The organism is Jeotgalibacillus marinus, from assembly GCF_040801915.1.
Lineage (GTDB): Bacteria > Bacillota > Bacilli > Bacillales > Jeotgalibacillaceae > Jeotgalibacillus > Jeotgalibacillus marinus.
The window spans coordinates 297234-314772 of record NZ_JBFMIA010000003.1 but is presented as its reverse complement, the minus strand read 5'-3'; the positions used below and the strand labels follow the sequence as shown (position 1 = coordinate 314772).

Genomic DNA, 17539 nt, shown 5'->3' with positions numbered 1-17539 from the left:
TTACTTTTTCTGGTGGTAATGAATGAAAGGGGTTAGTACATGTCTACTCATATAGGAAGCCTCCTCGAGATGAAAGGGATTAAAAAAAGCTTTAATCAAAACCACGTTTTAAAAGAAATTGATTTTGATGTAAAAGCTGGTGAAGTACATGTATTACTCGGTGAAAATGGAGCAGGCAAGTCTACGCTTATTAAAATTTTAACTGGTGCTTATGAAAAAGATGCTGGAGAAATTTATTGGGGTGGAAAGCTGGTCCAAATTACAACACCCGTTGATTCAATGAATCTAGGGATCGCTACTATTTATCAAGAGTTGAATGTTATTCCGGAATTAAAGGTATATGAAAATATTTTTCTAGGACGCGAAATAAAGCGCGGAGGAAAAATATCTATGTTAAACCATAAAGAAATGCGTAAAGAAGCAGAACGATATTTAGGAATGTTAGGCCAGAGCCCGAAGCTGGCAGATCAGCAACTTAGTGAGCTTGGTATTGGTCAGCAACAACTTGTAGAAATAGCGAAAGCGCTTACCCTTGATGCGAAATTGATTATTATGGATGAGCCGACATCCAGTCTTAGCTCCACAGAAGTAGAACAATTATATAGCTGTGTAGAACAGTTGAAGAAAAAGGGGATTGCAATTGTTTTTATTTCTCACCGCTTGGATGAGATTAGACGGATGGGGGATCGGATAACGATTCTTCGAGACGGTTTTAAAATAGAAACCCTCCCAGTTAAGACAACTGAAACCGATTACTGGATTGAGTTGATGGTTGGACGGGCACTAGAGGAGAAGTTTCCTATGCAATCGTTTACGATCGGCGGTGAAGGGTTCCGGGTTGAGAGCTTAAAAGTGCCTGGGACTTCAGAACTGGTGAATTTTTCCGTAAGATACGGTGAAATTGTCGGTATTTCCGGGCTCGTCGGTGCAGGTCGTACAGAATTGGCCAGAGCAATCTTCGGTGCAGATTCACATGGGGGTGGGAAAATTTTCATCGGTGGAAAGCAAGTAAGGATTAAGTCACCTCGAGATGCAATCGATGCTGGCATTGCTTTTATTACAGAAGATCGAAAAAGTGAAGGTCTCCTGCTTGATCAGCCACTGGATTTCAACATAGCTATGGCTAGCATGAAAAAATTTAGAAATAAATCAGGGATGATAAATTTAAAAGCAATTCGTGATGAAGCTAAAAACTATTTAAAAGAATTGAAAGTACGTCCGAATGACATTGATCTTCATGCAAGAAAGCTGAGTGGTGGAAATCAGCAAAAAGTTGTTATTGCCAAATGGCTGTGCACAAATGCAAAGGTATTTATCTTTGACGAACCGACAAGAGGTATTGACGTTGGTGCGAAAGTGGAAGTTTACCGCTTAATGAATCAACTAGTTGAAAGCGGTGTCATTGTTTTGATGATTTCTTCAGACCTTCCCGAGATTATCGGTATGTGCGATCGAGTCCTAGTAATGAGTGAAGGGAAAATAACCGCTGATATTGCGATTGAAGAAGCTTCTCAAGAAAGAGTTATGAAAGCGGCGACAGGAGGATGAAGAAAATGAAAGAAGTAGTAGTGCAAAAAGATGAAAGCAACACACCCAGGCAGAAGAAAACATTAAAAGATTACTTAAGCAAGTTCGGGCCACTAATTGGTCTAGTTATTTTGATGACTGTGCTAACACTTTTATCGGACAAGTTTTTAACCATGAATAATATGATGAACATTGCCCGTCAGTCTTCTATTAATGCCCTGCTTGCCCTTGGGATGCTTCTACCGATTTTAACAGCCGGGATTGATTTGTCTATTGGTTCCGTTCTTGCAGTTTCTATTATGGTTATGGGAATCGTTTCCGTTAACATGGGCTTTAGTCCAATTATTGGAATTATTGTTTGCCTTGCTGTTGGTGCTGCATTTGGGTTATTTAATGGTCTGCTATTAACGAAGCTTCGTCTGCCGCATCCGTTTATTTCTACTCTCGGTACAATGAACATAGCGCGTGGAATTGCTCTGATTGTAACAGCAGCTGCACCGATTGCTGGGTTTCCATACATGATCCAATTTTTAGGGAGTGAATTTGTAGGTCCAATCCCTGTTAGTTTCGCTCTTGTTATTGTTGTATATGTCATCTTTCATATTTTCTTAACTAGAACACAAACAGGTCGCTACATATACGCAATCGGGGGTAACAAGGAAGCCGCTCGTTTGTCCGGAATTAATGTCGATCGAGTTTTAATCATTGTATATACAATCAGTGGTTTTATGGCAGGACTTGCCGGTCTTGTAATGGTAGGACGTGTTAACTCAGCTTTCCCTCTTGCCGGTCTTTCGTATGAACTGGACGCTATCGCAGCTGTTATTATTGGCGGTGCCAGCTTCTTTGGAGGTGTTGGTACAGTATGGGGTACATTAATCGGGGCGATGATCATCGCTGTTCTCCGTAACGGACTGAATCTTTTAAATGTTTCTGCTGATTTTCAAATGACAGTGATTGGTTTAGTCATTATTGCTGCTGTATTTGTCGATGTTCTTCGTCAACGCAAAAACAAAAAAAGATAATACAGTAATCAAAGCGAGAGCATCTTGGTCATTTCCGGTAGAAGTAGGAGTAAATCTGAGGGGGTGGACGCTGGAGTTAGTCATTGTCATTGAAACGCTCACAAAGAACATCAAAAATAAACTTACTTGGGAGGAGTTAAAATGAAGAAACTTAAATTGTTTGGAGGCGCCGTGGTGATATCGTGCCTGGCATTAATTGCAGGGTGTACTGGAGATGAAGAAGGAAGTGGTGGTGACAGCAGTGAAGAAAGTGTTGCTGTTGTACTAAAAACGTTATCAAGCCCTTACTGGAAATATGTTGAAGCAGGAGCGGAAGCCGCAGGTAAGGATCTTGGTGTCGATGTAACAGTTGTTGGCCCGTCAGCTGAGTCGCAAGTAATCGAACAAGTAAATATGCTTGAAGACCAAGTGAGTCAGTCACCGGGTGCTATCGTGGTCGCGCCTTCTCAGCCAGACACAATTATACCAGTAATGGAAAATGCGTCTCAAAGTTTGCCAGTTCTGCTCGTTGATTCAGACGCTGACTTTGAAGGCAAGACAACATTTATTGGAACAGAAAACTATACAGCGGGCCAGGAAGCTGGAAAATTGTTAGCCTCTATGCTGCAAGAAGGGGATAAAGTGGTCTTGATTGCAGGAGCGCTTGGTAATCCAAGCACTGACGAGCGAATTAAAGGTGCGAGAGAAGTACTTGAAGAGGCTGGTTTGGAAGTTGTCGCTGAACAGGCAGCAGATAGTGATAGAACAAAAGCGATGTCTGTTATGGAAAATATTTTCGAGAAAAATAGTGACATAAAAGGTGTTTTTGCTGCTAATGACGATATGGCATTAGGCGCATTACGTGCTGTAGAAGCAAAAGGATCTGATACAAAAGTGATAGGTACAGATGGGACTCAAGAAGCTGTTGAATCCATTTTAAATGAAAATCTTGCAGGAACAATTGCCCAAAGTCCATATCAAATGGGGTATCAAGGTGTTGAAAATGCACTGAAAACGATTGAAGGGGAAGATATTGAAGAACGTATTGATGCTGGTATTGACATCATCACAAAAGAAAATGCACAAGAACAACTGGAGTTCTTAAATAGTATTTCAAAATAATGTTGTTTGCTACTAAATATACTCTTCGTGCTAAACTAAAGAAAAGGAATATCTAGAGGAGTTTGAAAGTTTATGAAGCCAACAATATATGAAGTAGCAAAAAAGGCAGGGGTCTCAATTGCTACTGTGTCTAAAGTGGTAAACAATACAGGTCGAATCAGCGATAAAACGAAAAAAAAAGTAACTGAAATTATGCATGAATTAGAATATCATCCGAGCAGTGTAGCAGCAGCGTTGACTGGAAAGCAAACGTTCACAATCGGTGTGCTTGTTCCTGATATTTCAAACCCTTTTTTTGCTGAAATAGCTCGGGCGTTAGAAAACAGTGCCCGAGAAAAGGGCTATGGAATTATTTTATGCAGCACAGATTACCAGAGTGAACGTGAGAATGACTACTTGGAAGTACTTTTTAAAAAACAAGTTGATGGCATTATCATCGCAACCGAATCAAGTGATTGGAAGGTTTTTGAAAAAATGCATCGCAGGAATATTCCACTCTTAATGTTTTCGATTGATCACCCTGCTTTTTCTTCTCACGTTGTTACTACAGATGATGTAAGAGGGGGTTATCTTGCTGGGCGTTATTTGTTGGATAAGGGGCATCGGCATGTAGCCATGATTGCGGAAATAGATCGTGTAAGTGGACGCTTGCGTTTAGAGGGATTAAAGCAGTCACTTATGGATGAAGAAATTATGTTGGATGAAGGTTTGATTATTTCTTCAAAGTCAAAAATTGACGAGGCGAAGGTAGCTGCACAGAAAATTTTGAAGTTGGAGAATAGACCAACTGCTGTGTTTGCTTCAACGGATTTAATCGCTGCGGTTTTTATTAACGAAGCTCGTAAAGCAAACGTTTCTATTCCAAATGATATATCGGTAATCGGATTTGATAATACCATTCATGCCGAACTTACTGATCCTGGTTTAACAACAATTGCTCAGCCTATTCCGGATTTAGCATGCTATGCTATTCATCAGTTGCTGCAGTCGATTGAAAAGCCAAATAGCTCTGGGCACCGGATAATGCTCTCCCCGGAGTTGATCGAACGTGCTTCCGTAAAGGATTTAAATAATATGTAAAGTAATTAAGAGCGGTGAACAGCCGCTTCGTATGGGCTTATTTACCTAAAAAAGAAAGCGTTTTACCAATTTGTTTTAGGGGGGATTCAGTTTATGACATTTACTGTGGGAATAATCGGTGCAGGTCGTATCGGTAGATTGCATGTTGATAATTTAAGAGCAATTCCGCAAATTCGTGTTAAAAGTGTATCAGATATTGCGACTGAGCATCTTGAAGCATGGGCAATAGATAAACAAATTGAAGTGCTAACAACGGACTATCACGATTTACTGAATGATCCAGAAATCAAAGCTATATTTATTTGTTCACCGACAAATACACATGCAACCATTATTAAAGAAGCAGGAGCGGCAGGAAAACATATCTTTTGTGAAAAGCCAGTTAGTTTCTCAGTGTCAGAAACAGAAGAAGCGCTTGCTGTTGCTGAAAATTCCGGTGTGAAAATTCAAGTTGGTTTTAATCGCCGTTTTGATCCAAATTTCCGTAAAATCCGAACACTCGTTCAAGAAGGTGAAATCGGTACACCACATATATTACGGATCACTTCTCGCGATCCTCAGCCACCTGGTATTGAATATATAAAATCATCAGGAGGACTGTTCATGGACATGACTATTCATGATTTTGATATGGCGCGTTACATCATGGGTAGTGAAGTGGTAGAAGTGTCAGCACACGGTGCGGTGCTTGTGGACCCGGAAATTGGTGAAGCAGGCGATATTGACACGGCTGTAATAACTTTGAAATTCTCAAATGGCGCTTTAGGTGTGATTGATAACAGTCGCAGTGCAGCCTACGGGTATGACCAGCGTCTTGAAATTTTTGGGGATAAAGGATCTGCGCAAGCAGATAACAATCGAGCAACTAATGTTGAAGTTTCAACGGTGAAACATGTATCGAAAGAAAAGCCCTTATACTTCTTCCTTGAACGTTATACACAGGCCTATATTGAAGAAGTGACAGAATTTGCAGCTGCGTGCCTTGAAAATAATGAGGTTAGTTGCAATGGTTTTGATGGGTTACAAGCAGAACGTATTGCTAGAGCAGCAAAACAATCAATTGATACAGGTGTGCCTGTTAAGCTGGGACAATCGATAGAATACTAAATTAGTAGGGATGATGGGAAGGAAGGATAGTATGAACCCACTTAAATTTGTAAAAGATCGGCCCCTTGATTTGATTGCCATCGGTAGGCTGTGCATTGACTTAAACGCAAATGAAACGAACCGGCCGATGGAGGAAACGAGCACATTTACAAAATATGTCGGTGGCTCTCCGGCTAATATCGCGATTGGCTCAGCTCGACTTGGTCAGAAAACGGGATTTATCGGAAAAGTTTCCAACGACCAAATGGGACGTTTTATCACTAATTACCTAGAAAAGAACGATATTGATACAAAAGGCGTTACAACTGACCTAACTGGGGCTGTCACCGGCCTTGCATTTACCGAGATCAAAAGCCCGGATGACTGCAGTATTTTGATGTACCGCGACAACGTTGCAGATTTAAAATTGCACCCTTATGACGTAGACGAAGATTATATTAAGCAGTCAAAAGCTCTCTTAATTTCAGGAACAGCCCTTGCGAAAAGCCCATCACGGGAAGCAGTATTTGTGGCACTCGAATATGCAGAAAAACACGAAGTTACTGTTTTTTTTGATCTTGATTACCGTCCGTATACATGGACTGATGAAGCAGAGACGGCTGTGTATTATAACCTTGCTGCTGAAAAGTGTAACGTTATTATTGGTACGCGTGAAGAGTTCGATATGATGGAAAAATTGTTAAATGTCGAAGAATCAGATGACCATTTTACAGCGTCTCGCTGGTTCTCATACCACTCAGACCTTGTTGTCATTAAACACGGGGATGCCGGCTCCATTGCGTATACGAAAGACAATAAATCACACAGAAGTGGTATTTTTCAGACAAATGTTCTGAAAACCTTTGGAGCGGGGGACTCTTACGCATCGGCATTCATATACGGACTAATGAATGGAAAAGAAGTGTCAGAAGCGATGAAGTTGGGTAGCGCATCGGCATCCATTGTCATTTCTCGGCACAGTTGTTCGGATGCCATGCCGACAGAAGAAGAGCTGGAAAATCATATGGAAACAGCGGTTTACCAACAAAGTTAATATAGAAAGGGAGAATATAAATGACACAAACAACCGTAAAAAAATTGAAGAACTATATTGGTGGAGAATGGGTAGAATCGACTTCGGAAAAGACAGAAACAGTCGTTAATCCGTCAACAGGAGAAGCAATTGCTGTAGTGCCTCTTTCAACAAAAAAAGATGTCGACCACGCAATTCAAACAGCAAATGAAACGTTTAAAACATGGTCACAGACCTCTGTTACAAAACGTGCACGTATTCTTTTCAAATACCATCAGCTACTAGTGAATAACTGGGGGAATCTAGCTGAACTCATAACGATTGAAAATGGAAAAAGCTATCAAGAAGCATATGGTGAAGTACAACGTGGTATTGAATGTGTGGAATTTGCAGCAGGAGCACCCACATTAATGATGGGTAAACAGCTTCCAGATATAGCGACAAACATCGAATCCGGTATGTATCGCTATCCGATTGGTGTGGTCGGCGGTATCACGCCATTCAACTTTCCAATGATGTGTCCGTGCTGGATGTATCCGCTAGCTATTGTTTGCGGAAACACATTCGTTCTAAAACCATCAGAACGGACACCGATTCTTGCAACACGCCTCGCGGAATTGTTTGAAGAAGCCGGTCTGCCAAAAGGTGTATTAAACATAGTTAACGGTGCACATGACGTAGTAAATGGTCTACTGGAGAATAAACTTGTAAAAGCTATTTCGTTCGTTGGTTCTCAACCGGTAGCAGAATATGTATACAAAACAGGCACAGCAAATTTAAAGCGTGTTCAAGCCTTGGCAGGTGCAAAAAATCACTCGATCGTTTTAAAAGATGCCAATCTTGATGCAGCAGTGACACAAATTACAACCGCAGCATTTGGTTCTGCAGGTGAGCGTTGTATGGCTGCAGCGGTTGTAACAGTTGAAGAGTCTGTTGCTGATGAGCTGGTTGAAAAGTTAAAGAAGGCTGCAGATGAGATTACAATCGGAAACGGGATGGATGAAGGCACCTTCTTAGGACCCGTTATCCGTGAATCTCATAAAGAACGCACTCTCAGTTATATTCAATCTGGCGTTGAGCAGGGAGGGACACTTGTCCGTGACGGCCGAGTAGACGAAGCGACAAAGGGTGAAGGGTACTTTGTAGGACCTACAATCTTCGATAATGTAACACAAGAAATGAAAATTTGGCAGGATGAAGTGTTTGCGCCAGTTCTTTCTATTATACGCGTAAAAGATTTAACAGAAGCAATTGATGTCGCAAACGCTTCACCATTTGCGAACGGTGCATGCATCTATACGGATAGTGGTTTTGCAATCCGTCAATTCCGTGAAACCATTGATGCGGGTATGTTAGGTGTGAACGTTGGTGTTCCAGCACCGATGGCATTCTTCCCGTTCTCTGGTTGGAAAGATTCGTTCTATGGGGATTTACATGCAAATGGCACCGACGGAGTTGAATTTTACACAAGAAAGAAAATGGTTACAGCTCGTTACGTGAAGTAACGATTTTCAAAAGGGTAGAGGTGGGAAGAGAGAACCCTACTGCTTCCCTTTTTTAAGTAATGAAAAGATGAGAAGCTACGCTTAATTAATTATGTCTAGCTATTCGATTTGAAAAAAGACCGAAATTGATATCGTTTAAAGCACCGTATTTTAGATTAGCTTTTCCTTGTAATTCCAATGATTTTTCAAAAATAGTGGTACGGGTATACCATAGGGTCTTGAATGGGAGAGGAGATAGAACAGTGAGTACTACTCGTTTGACAACAGCACAGGCATTAGTGAAATTTTTAGGAGCGCAGTATGTGGAGTTTGATGGTAACCAGGAACGGTTTGTGAAGGGGATATTTACTATTTTTGGACATGGGAATGTACTTGGACTCGGCCAAGCATTGGAAGAAGATACAGGGGGAATGGAAGTATTCCAGGGGCGGAATGAGCAAGGAATGGCAAATGCAGCGATTGCGTTTGCTAAGCAGAAACATAGGAAGCAAATAATGGCATGCACATCATCTGTTGGACCTGGATCAGCGAATATGATCACATCTGCGGCAACAGCTACAGCGAACAATATCCCGGTTTTATTGCTGCCTGGTGATGTCTTCGCAACCCGTCAGCCAGACCCAGTGCTTCAGCAAATCGAACATACGCACAATTTATCCATTTCAACCAATGACTCTTTTCGCGCTGTAAGTAAATATTGGGATCGTATCAGCCGGCCTGAACAGCTTATGTCCGCCATGCTGAACGCGATGCGTGTTTTGACAAATGTGGCTGAGACAGGAGCCGTCACGATTGCACTTCCACAGGATGTACAGGCAGAAGCGTGGGATTTCCCACAAAGCTTTTTTGAAAAGCGTATTCATCGGATTGAGCGACGCCTTCCTTCCCCTGAAAGTGTACAAGATGCAGTGAAGCTTATCCAATTAAAGAAAAAGCCATTGCTTATTTTTGGAGGAGGTGTCCGTTATTCCGAAGCTGCTGATGAATTGGTGAAATTTGCAGAAACGTTTCATATTCCATTTGGTGAAACACAGGCCGGTAAAAGCGGTGTAGAAAGCACTCATCCGATGAATTTAGGTGGAATTGGTGTAACTGGTAACTCGGCGGCCAACACTATTGCAAAAGAAGCCGACTTGATCATTGGTGTTGGGACTCGTTTTACTGACTTTACAACAGCATCTAAGCAGATGTTTGGCCATGCTGACATTCTTACGATTAACGTTTCTGAATTTCATGCATCGAAACTTGATGCAGTAAAAGTAGTAGCGGATGTTAAAGTAGGTCTTGAAGCGATTGGCTCTGCACTTGGAGACTATCGATCAGCTTATGAAAATGAAATCGAGGATGCAAAGCAAGGCTGGCAGGATGAAATGAAACGATTATACGGCATCACATATGGTGACGACTTTACACCAGAAATAACTGATCACTTCGAAGATAAATTACTGGAGTATAAAGAAGTACTTGGTACCGAACTTACGCAGACAGGCGTACTCGGAGTATTCAATGAAATGGTGGATGATAATGCGATCGTTGTTGGCGCAGCGGGCAGTCTGCCAGGAGACTTGCAACGTATGTGGCTTTCCAAAAAACGCAACACCTATCACATGGAATATGGCTACTCATGCATGGGTTATGAAATAGCCGGAGCACTTGGAGCAAAAATTGCGGAGCCAGATCGAGAGGTGTACGCGATGACTGGTGATGGCAGCTACTTGATGTTACATACGGAACTCGTTACATCCCTACAGGAAGGGAAGAAAATTAACGTTGTCCTGTTTGATAATTCCGGTTTTGGCTGCATTAACAATTTACAAATGGCAAACGGAATGGGTAGCTTTGGCACAGAATTCAGAAGAAAAAATCCAGAAACGGGAAAAATGAATGGTCCCGTCATGACCATTGACTTTGCAAGAGTCGCTGAAGGTTATGGTGTAAAAACATACTCTGTTCGAACAATGGAAGAACTAAGAGTAGCAGTCATTGACTCCAAAAAGCAATCTGTCAGCACGCTGATTGACATTAAAGTACTTCCAAAAACTATGACACACGGCTACGATTCATGGTGGCATGTCGGGGTAGCAGAAGTGTCTGAAAAAGAAAGCATACAGACAGCATTTGAAAGCAAGGAAACAAACTTGGAAAAAGCACGTGCATATTGACGGAGGGACAGCGATGTTTAAAGAAAATCAAGTGAAATTAGCGATTGCACCAATTGGTTGGACAAATGATGATATGCCAGAGCTTGGCGGTGAAGTGACATTCGAGCAATGCATAAGTGAAATGGCGCTTGCCGGGTTTACAGGAAGTGAAGTGGGAAATAAATATCCAAGTGACACGAATGTATTAAAAAAGGCACTGTCTTTACGCGGTTTGGAAATCGCGAGCGCCTGGTTCAGCTCCTTTTTAACCTCAAAACCATATGAAGAAACAGCGGAAGCTTTTAAGGAACACCGTGACTTTTTGTATGAAATGGGCGCAAAAGTTATTGTTGTATCTGAACAAGGAAACAGTATTCAAGGCCAAATGGAAACACCACTATTTGATAAAAAGCCAGTCTTCACAGAAGATGAATGGACTCTTTTATTAGAAGGGTTACACCATCTTGGGGTTCTGGCTGCTGAAAAAGGAATGAAAATTGTCTACCACCATCACATGGGTACTGGCGTTCAAACGACTGATGAGATTGCACGTTTAATGAATGGAACCGACCCTGAAAAAGTATCGCTTCTTTATGATACAGGGCACCTTGTATTCTCTGGTGAAGATTATCTTGCAGTGTTAAACACCTTTATGGATCGCATTCATCACGTTCACTTAAAAGATGTTCGGGCTGAAATCACCCAAAAAGTATGTGATGAAAAATTGAGTTTTTTGCAGGCGGTCAAAGGTGGAGTATTCACCGTTCCTGGAGATGGTCTTATTGACTTCAGGCCGGTTTTTAAAGCGTTGAGTGAAGCCAGATACAAAGGCTGGTTTGTTGTTGAAGCTGAGCAGGATCCGGCAATTTCCAATCCCTTTGAGTATGCAGTGAAAGCACGACATTATATCCGTGAAACGAGCGGACTTTAAAGGAAATCAAAAATGAAAGAGATGCTTTATTACGCATAGGTCAATAATTACGGTGTCAGAGTGTTCAGTGTAGCCAATATGGACAAGGTGGGGCAGCGGAAGAACTTCACTCTCGCTTCATTTAATCGTTTCAGCGATAGGTGGCAGCCGCAAAAAATCGACAGTGGCAGTAGCTGTTTATTTTGACCACAGCTTATTAGGAGAAAAAATTCGCTAAGCGGTTCACCCGTGTAACGGAAATTGACGCGTAGTTCCAAATATACGAATGGACCGCTTAGAAGACATTAATCTCGAAATGAATATTCCGCTTGTGCTTCAGGCATTTCTGAGTAGGATTTACGTATCTGTATTAGACACGTTATCCGTAAAATCAATGTGGCCATATCAGCGTTCAACTGTGTGGTTGAAATGGTGGACAGAGAAGCACGATTCCATATACTTTTACTTTACTGGTCATGGCACGTCATGGAAGCAGCGATTGAAAAAGTGAAGCGTCGTAAGCATATGTTCCAAAATGTAGGGCATGTTGAAGGAGGAAGAGTACATGTATGAAAAGCTTGGTGAATTAACAGAAGGATATACAGAAATTACTAAAGAAAACGGCAAACACAGCGATATGATGCAGGATATCGGTATTTATACACTACCAGTCGGCAAAACAGAAACACTAACTGATAGCAGTAAAGAAACAGCCGTGCTTCTTCTTGAGGGAACGGTTCGTCTTGAATGGAATGGGGAATCACAGGAAATCAAGCGCGATAGTGTTTTTGAAGAATCCCCATGGTGCCTCCACATTCCAAAAGGTGTAGAGGTGACGATTACTGCGCTTTCAGCCAGTGAAGTGCTTGTCCAAAAAACCGACAATGAGAACACATTCGAGGCAAAGTTATATACCCCGGAGGAATGCGAAAGCACGAATGCGGGGGAAGGCGTTTGGAGTGGAACGGCGGAACGAGTAATCCGGACCATCTTTGATTATAACAGTGCACCCTATTCAAATCTTGTCATAGGAGAAGTAATATCCTATCCAGGCCGATGGTCGAGCTACCCGCCGCACCATCATGATCAGCCGGAAGTGTACTACTACCGCTTTGATAAGCCCAAAGGATTTGGATGTGCGATGGTCGGACCGGAAGCATACCGTGTCGAACATAACAGTTACATTACCATTCCCGGAGATTTGGATCACCCACAGACGACAGCCCCGGGATATGCAATGTATTTCTGCTGGATGATTCGACACCTTGACAACAATCCATGGACTGAACGAGTCATGGAAGAAGAACATAAATGGCTAATCGAGCCGGATGCAAAAATATGGCCGGAAAAATAAATCAGAGCAATGGACTTTTATTTCTGTTTTTGATAAAAAAGGCGAAGGTATGACCGAAAGCATGAGCGGAGTGTATTGATAAGTATCAAACGACGTTACCGAGAATTATTAAAGGGATGGAAAAAAGGTTGCAAGAAGAGGATTGCAGAAGGTACCAGCTGTGAAGATGTCGATATTTCATAATATAGGGGCTGCACGTTTTCTTGCAAAATTGTGTACAAAAAATGGTCTATAAAATATAAAAAATGTATTATTTAAAATGATTATCACTTAAAATTGACTCTACACTTTGTGTGTATTATCATAGTTTACGAGAGGTTTTTGATCGATTGAGTTTATTTTCTCAATTGTTATTTAATTATTTGGAGGGATTTATAATGGCAGAACGTATGGTAGGTAAGCAAGCTCCTCGTTTCGAGATGGACGCTGTACTTGCAAACAAAGAATTTGGAAAAGTAAGCTTGGAGCAAAATATGAAGGACGACAAATGGACAGTGTTATTTTTCTATCCAATGGACTTTACGTTCGTTTGTCCAACAGAAATCACTGCAATGTCAGATCGCTATGATGAGTTCGAAGACCTAGATGCAGAAGTTATTGCTGTTTCTACTGATACAATTCACACACACTTAGCGTGGATAAATACTGAGCGTAAAGATAATGGCCTTGGCGATCTTAACTACCCAATGGCAGCAGATACAAATCATCAAATTTCACGTGAATATGGCGTGTTAATTGAAGAAGAAGGAATTGCACTTCGCGGCCTTTTCATTATCAGTCCTGAAGGTGAGCTTCAGTATCAAACGGTATTTCACAACAACATTGGACGTGACGTAGATGAAACATTACGTGTACTTCAAGCGCTTCAAACTGGTGGACTTTGCCCAGCAAACTGGAAACCAGGTCAAAAAACACTTTAATACAAACGTATGAAAAAGGATCAGTCTAAGGACTGATCCTTTTTTTAATGCTATCTTTTATACTATGTATAGATTATATTTTGAATAATAAGTTTTTATTAAATGAAATTATGAATTTTATTTTGGGAACCGCTATATTAAATAGTATGCCTAAATATATGGGAGGAGGAGAGGCATGGACGTCTTTCGAAAACTCAAAGGCTTTTACTGGCCGCATAGACGTTATTTTATCGTTTCAATTGTATTCCTACTTATTATGACAGCGATAACCGTTGTCTATCCGATTATTCTTCAATTAACCATTGATGAGGTGATCAGCAAGGGACGTTATAATTTAGTACCATACCTAGCGTTCGGTTTTATTGGGATTATGGTTGTTAAAGGAATTGCAACTTACCTCTCTCAGTATAATGGAGATTTGTTTGGGATAATTTCTGTTTATGATCTTCGAAACAAATTATATAACAAACTACAACGTTTGCCTTTTCAATATTATGATAATTCTAAGACTGGAGATTTGATGTCTAGGCTAACAGCAGATGTTGAGGGAGTTCGATTCTTTTTATCATTCGGTTTTGCGGAATTGATTCGACTCGTATTATTATTAGTCGTCACAACGAGTGTCATGCTCTTTTACTCTGTTCCATTAACCATTGTTACGATGATTTCCATTCCGTTTTTGGCAGTTGCTGTGTACAAGTTCGATAAAAAAGTGCATCCTGCTTTTCGTGGAGTACGTAAATCATTTGGGCAATTAAACACAAATGTACAAGAAAACATTAGTGGAATTAACACTGTGAAATCGCTTTCTCGAGAAGAACACCAAATTGGTAGATTTAACTCATCGAATGAAGATTATAAAGACAAGTATATTTTTACTGCCGATATTTGGTCAAAGTACTTTCCACTAATGGAGTTCCTTGGCAATCTCAGTGTTATTTTACTCCTTGGTTTTGGCGGTTCCTTAGTTTTAAATGGGTCACTCACACCAGGTGAACTTACAGCATTTTATAGTTTGGTTGGTTTTATTATATGGCCAATTATGAATCTAGGATTTACGATCAACCAGTTCTCTCAATCGAAAGCCTCAGGGGAAAGATTACTAGAGATTCTTGAGGCCGATGAGGCAATAAAAGATAAAGATGAAGCTGTTTCAATGACGAACAGTGAAGGGAAAGTAATATTTAAAGACGTTACACTACAATACACTGAGGGGGATGAAAAAGCACTCGATAACGTTTCCTTTACAGTAGAAAGTGGAAAAACGATTGGACTGATTGGTGCAACTGGATCTGGTAAAACAAGTGTTACACAGCTTATGACTAGGTTTTATGAACCTACTGATGGAGAAGTACTGATTGACAACATAGATGTTCGCGATTATACACTCGACTCTCTCCGAAAGAATGTAGGCTTTGTCTTACAAGAGTCGTTCTTATTTTCATCAACAATACGAGCAAATATTGCATACGGAAGACCTCATGTTGAATTAGATCAAATAGTTGAAGCTGCCAAACGCGCGCAAGCCCATGAATTTATTATGGAACTACCAAATGGCTATGACACAATGCTCGGGGAAAGGGGTCTTGGCTTATCTGGTGGACAAAAGCAAAGAATTGCGATTGCACGCGCCATATGTTTGGATCCAAGCATTTTAATTTTAGATGATGCAACAAGTGCTGTTGATATGCAAACGGAATTTAAAATTCAGCAGGCGTTACAAGAAGTCATGAAGGGAAGAACAACGTTTATTATTGCCCACAGGATTTCTTCGTTAAAGCACGCTGATGAAATTCTAGTATTTGACAACGGTAAGATCACAAATCGAGGTGCGCATTACTCGTTAATACACGAACAAGGCCAGTATAGAAGAATCTACAACATTCAATTTAAAGATCAAAAACATATGCTCCAAACACAAACAGAAATGGGGTGATACCATGCAAAAACAAGTACCGAGTAGTCAAGTAATGAATCGCTTCCGTTACTCAACGGATCAAGTGATCGAAAAGCCGTTTAACTGGCTTCAACTTTGGAGACTTTTACGCTATTTAAAGCCGTATTCAAAAAAATTACTACCGCTATCCATTGTAATGGTTTTTCTTACGACTGCAGTAAGGCTAACTATTCCAATCTTAATCGGGGTTTATGTGATTGGTGAAGCAGTTACAACTGGCGATAGAAACTTACTGATGATCCTAGTCGGAGTGATTTCTGTATTATATTTAATGAATTATGTTGCGAATATTTATCGAATACGGTGGATGAATATATTAGGGCAAAGTGTTATATACGATTTGAGAAAGCATCTTTTCACGCACGTTCAATGGTTAAGTAATCGTTTTTTTGATCAACGTTCTGCGGGGTCAATACTCGTTCGGATTATGAATGATATTAACTCATTACAAGAACTTTTTACAAATGGCGTTATAAACCTGTTGATGGATGTATTGATGCTGATGGGTATCTTTGTCATCTTATTTACAATCAGTCCGGAATTGGCACTTGCAGTTATGGTGATTTTACCATTGATGTTCCTTATTTCAACAAAGCTGAGAAGAAGGATTCGTCGGTCTTGGCAAACAGTGCGTTTAAAGCAATCCAAGCTTAATTCTCATTTAAATGAAAGTTTACAAGGAATTCGTGTCACGCAATCATTTACACAAGAAAGAGAAAATGCTCAATTCTTTGACGGAATAAACACCGAAAGTTTTGAAAGTTGGAGAGAAGCGACCAAAAAAAATGCTACTTTCCGACCACTAGTAGAAATGACGAATGCGATTGGGTCTGCGATCTTAATTTGGTACGGTGCAACGTTGATTCAAAATGGAAGTCTGGAGCTAGGTGAGTTCGTTTCATTCGCTTTGTTACTAGGCATGTTCTGGGAACCAATTTCTCGTCTTGGAATGGTCTATAACCAATTATTGGTGGGGATGGCATCTTCAGAACGTATTTTTGAGTTTTTAGATGAACAACCAAACGTTTCAGAAAAGAAAAATGCTAAAACACTCGATCAAATTAAAGGTGACATTCAATTTAACCAAGTTGATTTTGCGTATTCAAGTGATCGAAAAGCACTTGATGGCATTTCTTTGGACATTAAAGCGGGAGAAACGATTGCACTTGTTGGTCATACCGGCTCTGGTAAAACGACGATAGCTAATATGATCACGCGCTTTTATGATCCTACTGCGGGTGAAATTAAAATGGATGGTCATGATTTGCGTGATCTATCTTTGAGGAGTTTGCGATCACAAATCTCGATTGTATTGCAGGATACTTTTATTTTCTCTGGAACGATTAAAGATAATATACGATTCGGTAATCCTAATGCGCCGGATGAGAAAATCGTTGAAGCTGCAAAAGCAATTGGTGCAAGTGGGTTTATCGAGAAATTGCCAAATGGATACAATACAGAAGTGGAAGAACGAGGCAATATTTTATCTGTTGGAGAACGCCAGCTGATATCGTTTGCTCGAGCGCTACTTGCTGATCCACGTATTATCATTTTAGATGAGGCAACAGCTTCAATTGATACAGAAACGGAAGTACACATTCAACATGCACTTAAAACTCTTCTGAACGGAAGAACTGCACTAATTATTGCACACCGTCTCTCAACAATTCGTGAAGTAGACCGAATATATGTGCTTGATCACGGTCGTTTGATGGAACACGGGAGTCATGATGAGTTGATGAAGCAGGAGGGTATTTATCAGAGGCTTGTTGGTTCACAATTTAATATGCTTGAAGCTTTATAAAATAACCCCTCTGGCCTTTATCAGAGGGGTTTTGTCGTCTATTCAATGTGGTCATATGACCATATCCATGCATTCCCTTTTAGAAATTCTAATAAA

14 protein-coding genes are annotated in these 17539 nt (G+C 40.6%); all 14 read left to right on the top strand.

Annotated elements, in window-relative coordinates; translation table 11 throughout:
• Nucleotides 1-69: 69 nt before the first annotated feature.
• The 14 genes from AB1471_RS06655 to AB1471_RS06590 all read left to right on the top strand — a co-directional run bounded on the left by AB1471_RS06655 (nucleotide 70) and on the right by AB1471_RS06590 (nucleotide 17443).
• Nucleotides 70-1548: a sugar ABC transporter ATP-binding protein gene (locus AB1471_RS06655; protein ID WP_367778952.1), complete on the top strand. Its 1479-nt coding sequence runs from the start codon at nucleotides 70-72 to the stop codon at nucleotides 1546-1548.
• A gap of 5 nt (nucleotides 1549-1553) precedes the next feature.
• Nucleotides 1554-2552: an ABC transporter permease gene (locus tag AB1471_RS06650; RefSeq protein WP_367778951.1), complete on the top strand. Its 999-nt coding sequence runs from the start codon at nucleotides 1554-1556 to the stop codon at nucleotides 2550-2552.
• Between the two features lie 141 nt (nucleotides 2553-2693).
• Nucleotides 2694-3653, top strand: a complete 960-nt coding sequence (locus tag AB1471_RS06645; RefSeq protein ID WP_367778950.1) for a sugar ABC transporter substrate-binding protein — start codon at nucleotides 2694-2696, stop codon at nucleotides 3651-3653.
• A 72-nt stretch (nucleotides 3654-3725) separates the two neighbouring features.
• Nucleotides 3726-4733, top strand: coding sequence for a LacI family DNA-binding transcriptional regulator (locus tag AB1471_RS06640; protein ID WP_367778949.1), 1008 nt, complete (start codon nucleotides 3726-3728; stop codon nucleotides 4731-4733).
• A 93-nt stretch (nucleotides 4734-4826) separates the two neighbouring features.
• Complete coding sequence (gene iolG, locus AB1471_RS06635; protein ID WP_367778948.1) at nucleotides 4827-5840, top strand: inositol 2-dehydrogenase; 1014 nt, start codon at nucleotides 4827-4829, stop codon at nucleotides 5838-5840.
• A gap of 31 nt (nucleotides 5841-5871) precedes the next feature.
• Nucleotides 5872-6873, top strand: a complete 1002-nt coding sequence (gene iolC / locus AB1471_RS06630; protein WP_367778947.1) for a 5-dehydro-2-deoxygluconokinase — start codon at nucleotides 5872-5874, stop codon at nucleotides 6871-6873.
• 20 nt (nucleotides 6874-6893) lie between these two features.
• A complete protein-coding gene (locus tag AB1471_RS06625; RefSeq protein ID WP_367778946.1) occupies nucleotides 6894-8357 on the top strand; it encodes a CoA-acylating methylmalonate-semialdehyde dehydrogenase in 1464 nt (487 codons plus the stop codon).
• Nucleotides 8358-8599: 242 nt separating this feature from the next.
• A complete protein-coding gene (gene iolD / locus AB1471_RS06620) occupies nucleotides 8600-10519 on the top strand; it encodes a 3D-(3,5/4)-trihydroxycyclohexane-1,2-dione acylhydrolase (decyclizing) (RefSeq protein ID WP_367778945.1) in 1920 nt (639 codons plus the stop codon).
• A 13-nt stretch (nucleotides 10520-10532) separates the two neighbouring features.
• Entirely contained in the window at nucleotides 10533-11429 is an 897-nt protein-coding gene (gene iolE / locus AB1471_RS06615; protein WP_367778944.1) for a myo-inosose-2 dehydratase, read from the top strand.
• A 411-nt stretch (nucleotides 11430-11840) separates the two neighbouring features.
• Nucleotides 11841-11981, top strand: a complete 141-nt coding sequence (locus AB1471_RS06610) for a hypothetical protein (RefSeq protein ID WP_367778943.1) — start codon at nucleotides 11841-11843, stop codon at nucleotides 11979-11981.
• Nucleotides 11974-12762 (top strand): 5-deoxy-glucuronate isomerase, encoded by a 789-nt coding sequence (locus tag AB1471_RS06605; protein ID WP_367778997.1) that lies wholly within the window; start codon nucleotides 11974-11976, stop codon nucleotides 12760-12762. Before AB1471_RS06610 ends, AB1471_RS06605 begins: the two co-directional genes overlap by 8 nt.
• Before the next feature lie 377 nt (nucleotides 12763-13139).
• Nucleotides 13140-13682 carry a peroxiredoxin gene (locus tag AB1471_RS06600; protein ID WP_367778942.1) on the top strand — a complete coding sequence of 181 codons (543 nt, stop codon included), beginning with the start codon at nucleotides 13140-13142 and terminating at the stop codon, nucleotides 13680-13682.
• A gap of 175 nt (nucleotides 13683-13857) precedes the next feature.
• Nucleotides 13858-15618, top strand: coding sequence for an ABC transporter ATP-binding protein (locus tag AB1471_RS06595; RefSeq protein ID WP_367778941.1), 1761 nt, complete (start codon nucleotides 13858-13860; stop codon nucleotides 15616-15618).
• A 4-nt stretch (nucleotides 15619-15622) separates the two neighbouring features.
• The gene (locus AB1471_RS06590) at nucleotides 15623-17443 is read left to right on the top strand and encodes an ABC transporter ATP-binding protein (protein ID WP_367778940.1); all 1821 of its coding nucleotides are present in this window, start codon (nucleotides 15623-15625) and stop codon (nucleotides 17441-17443) included.
• Nucleotides 17444-17539: the final 96 nt, after the last annotated feature.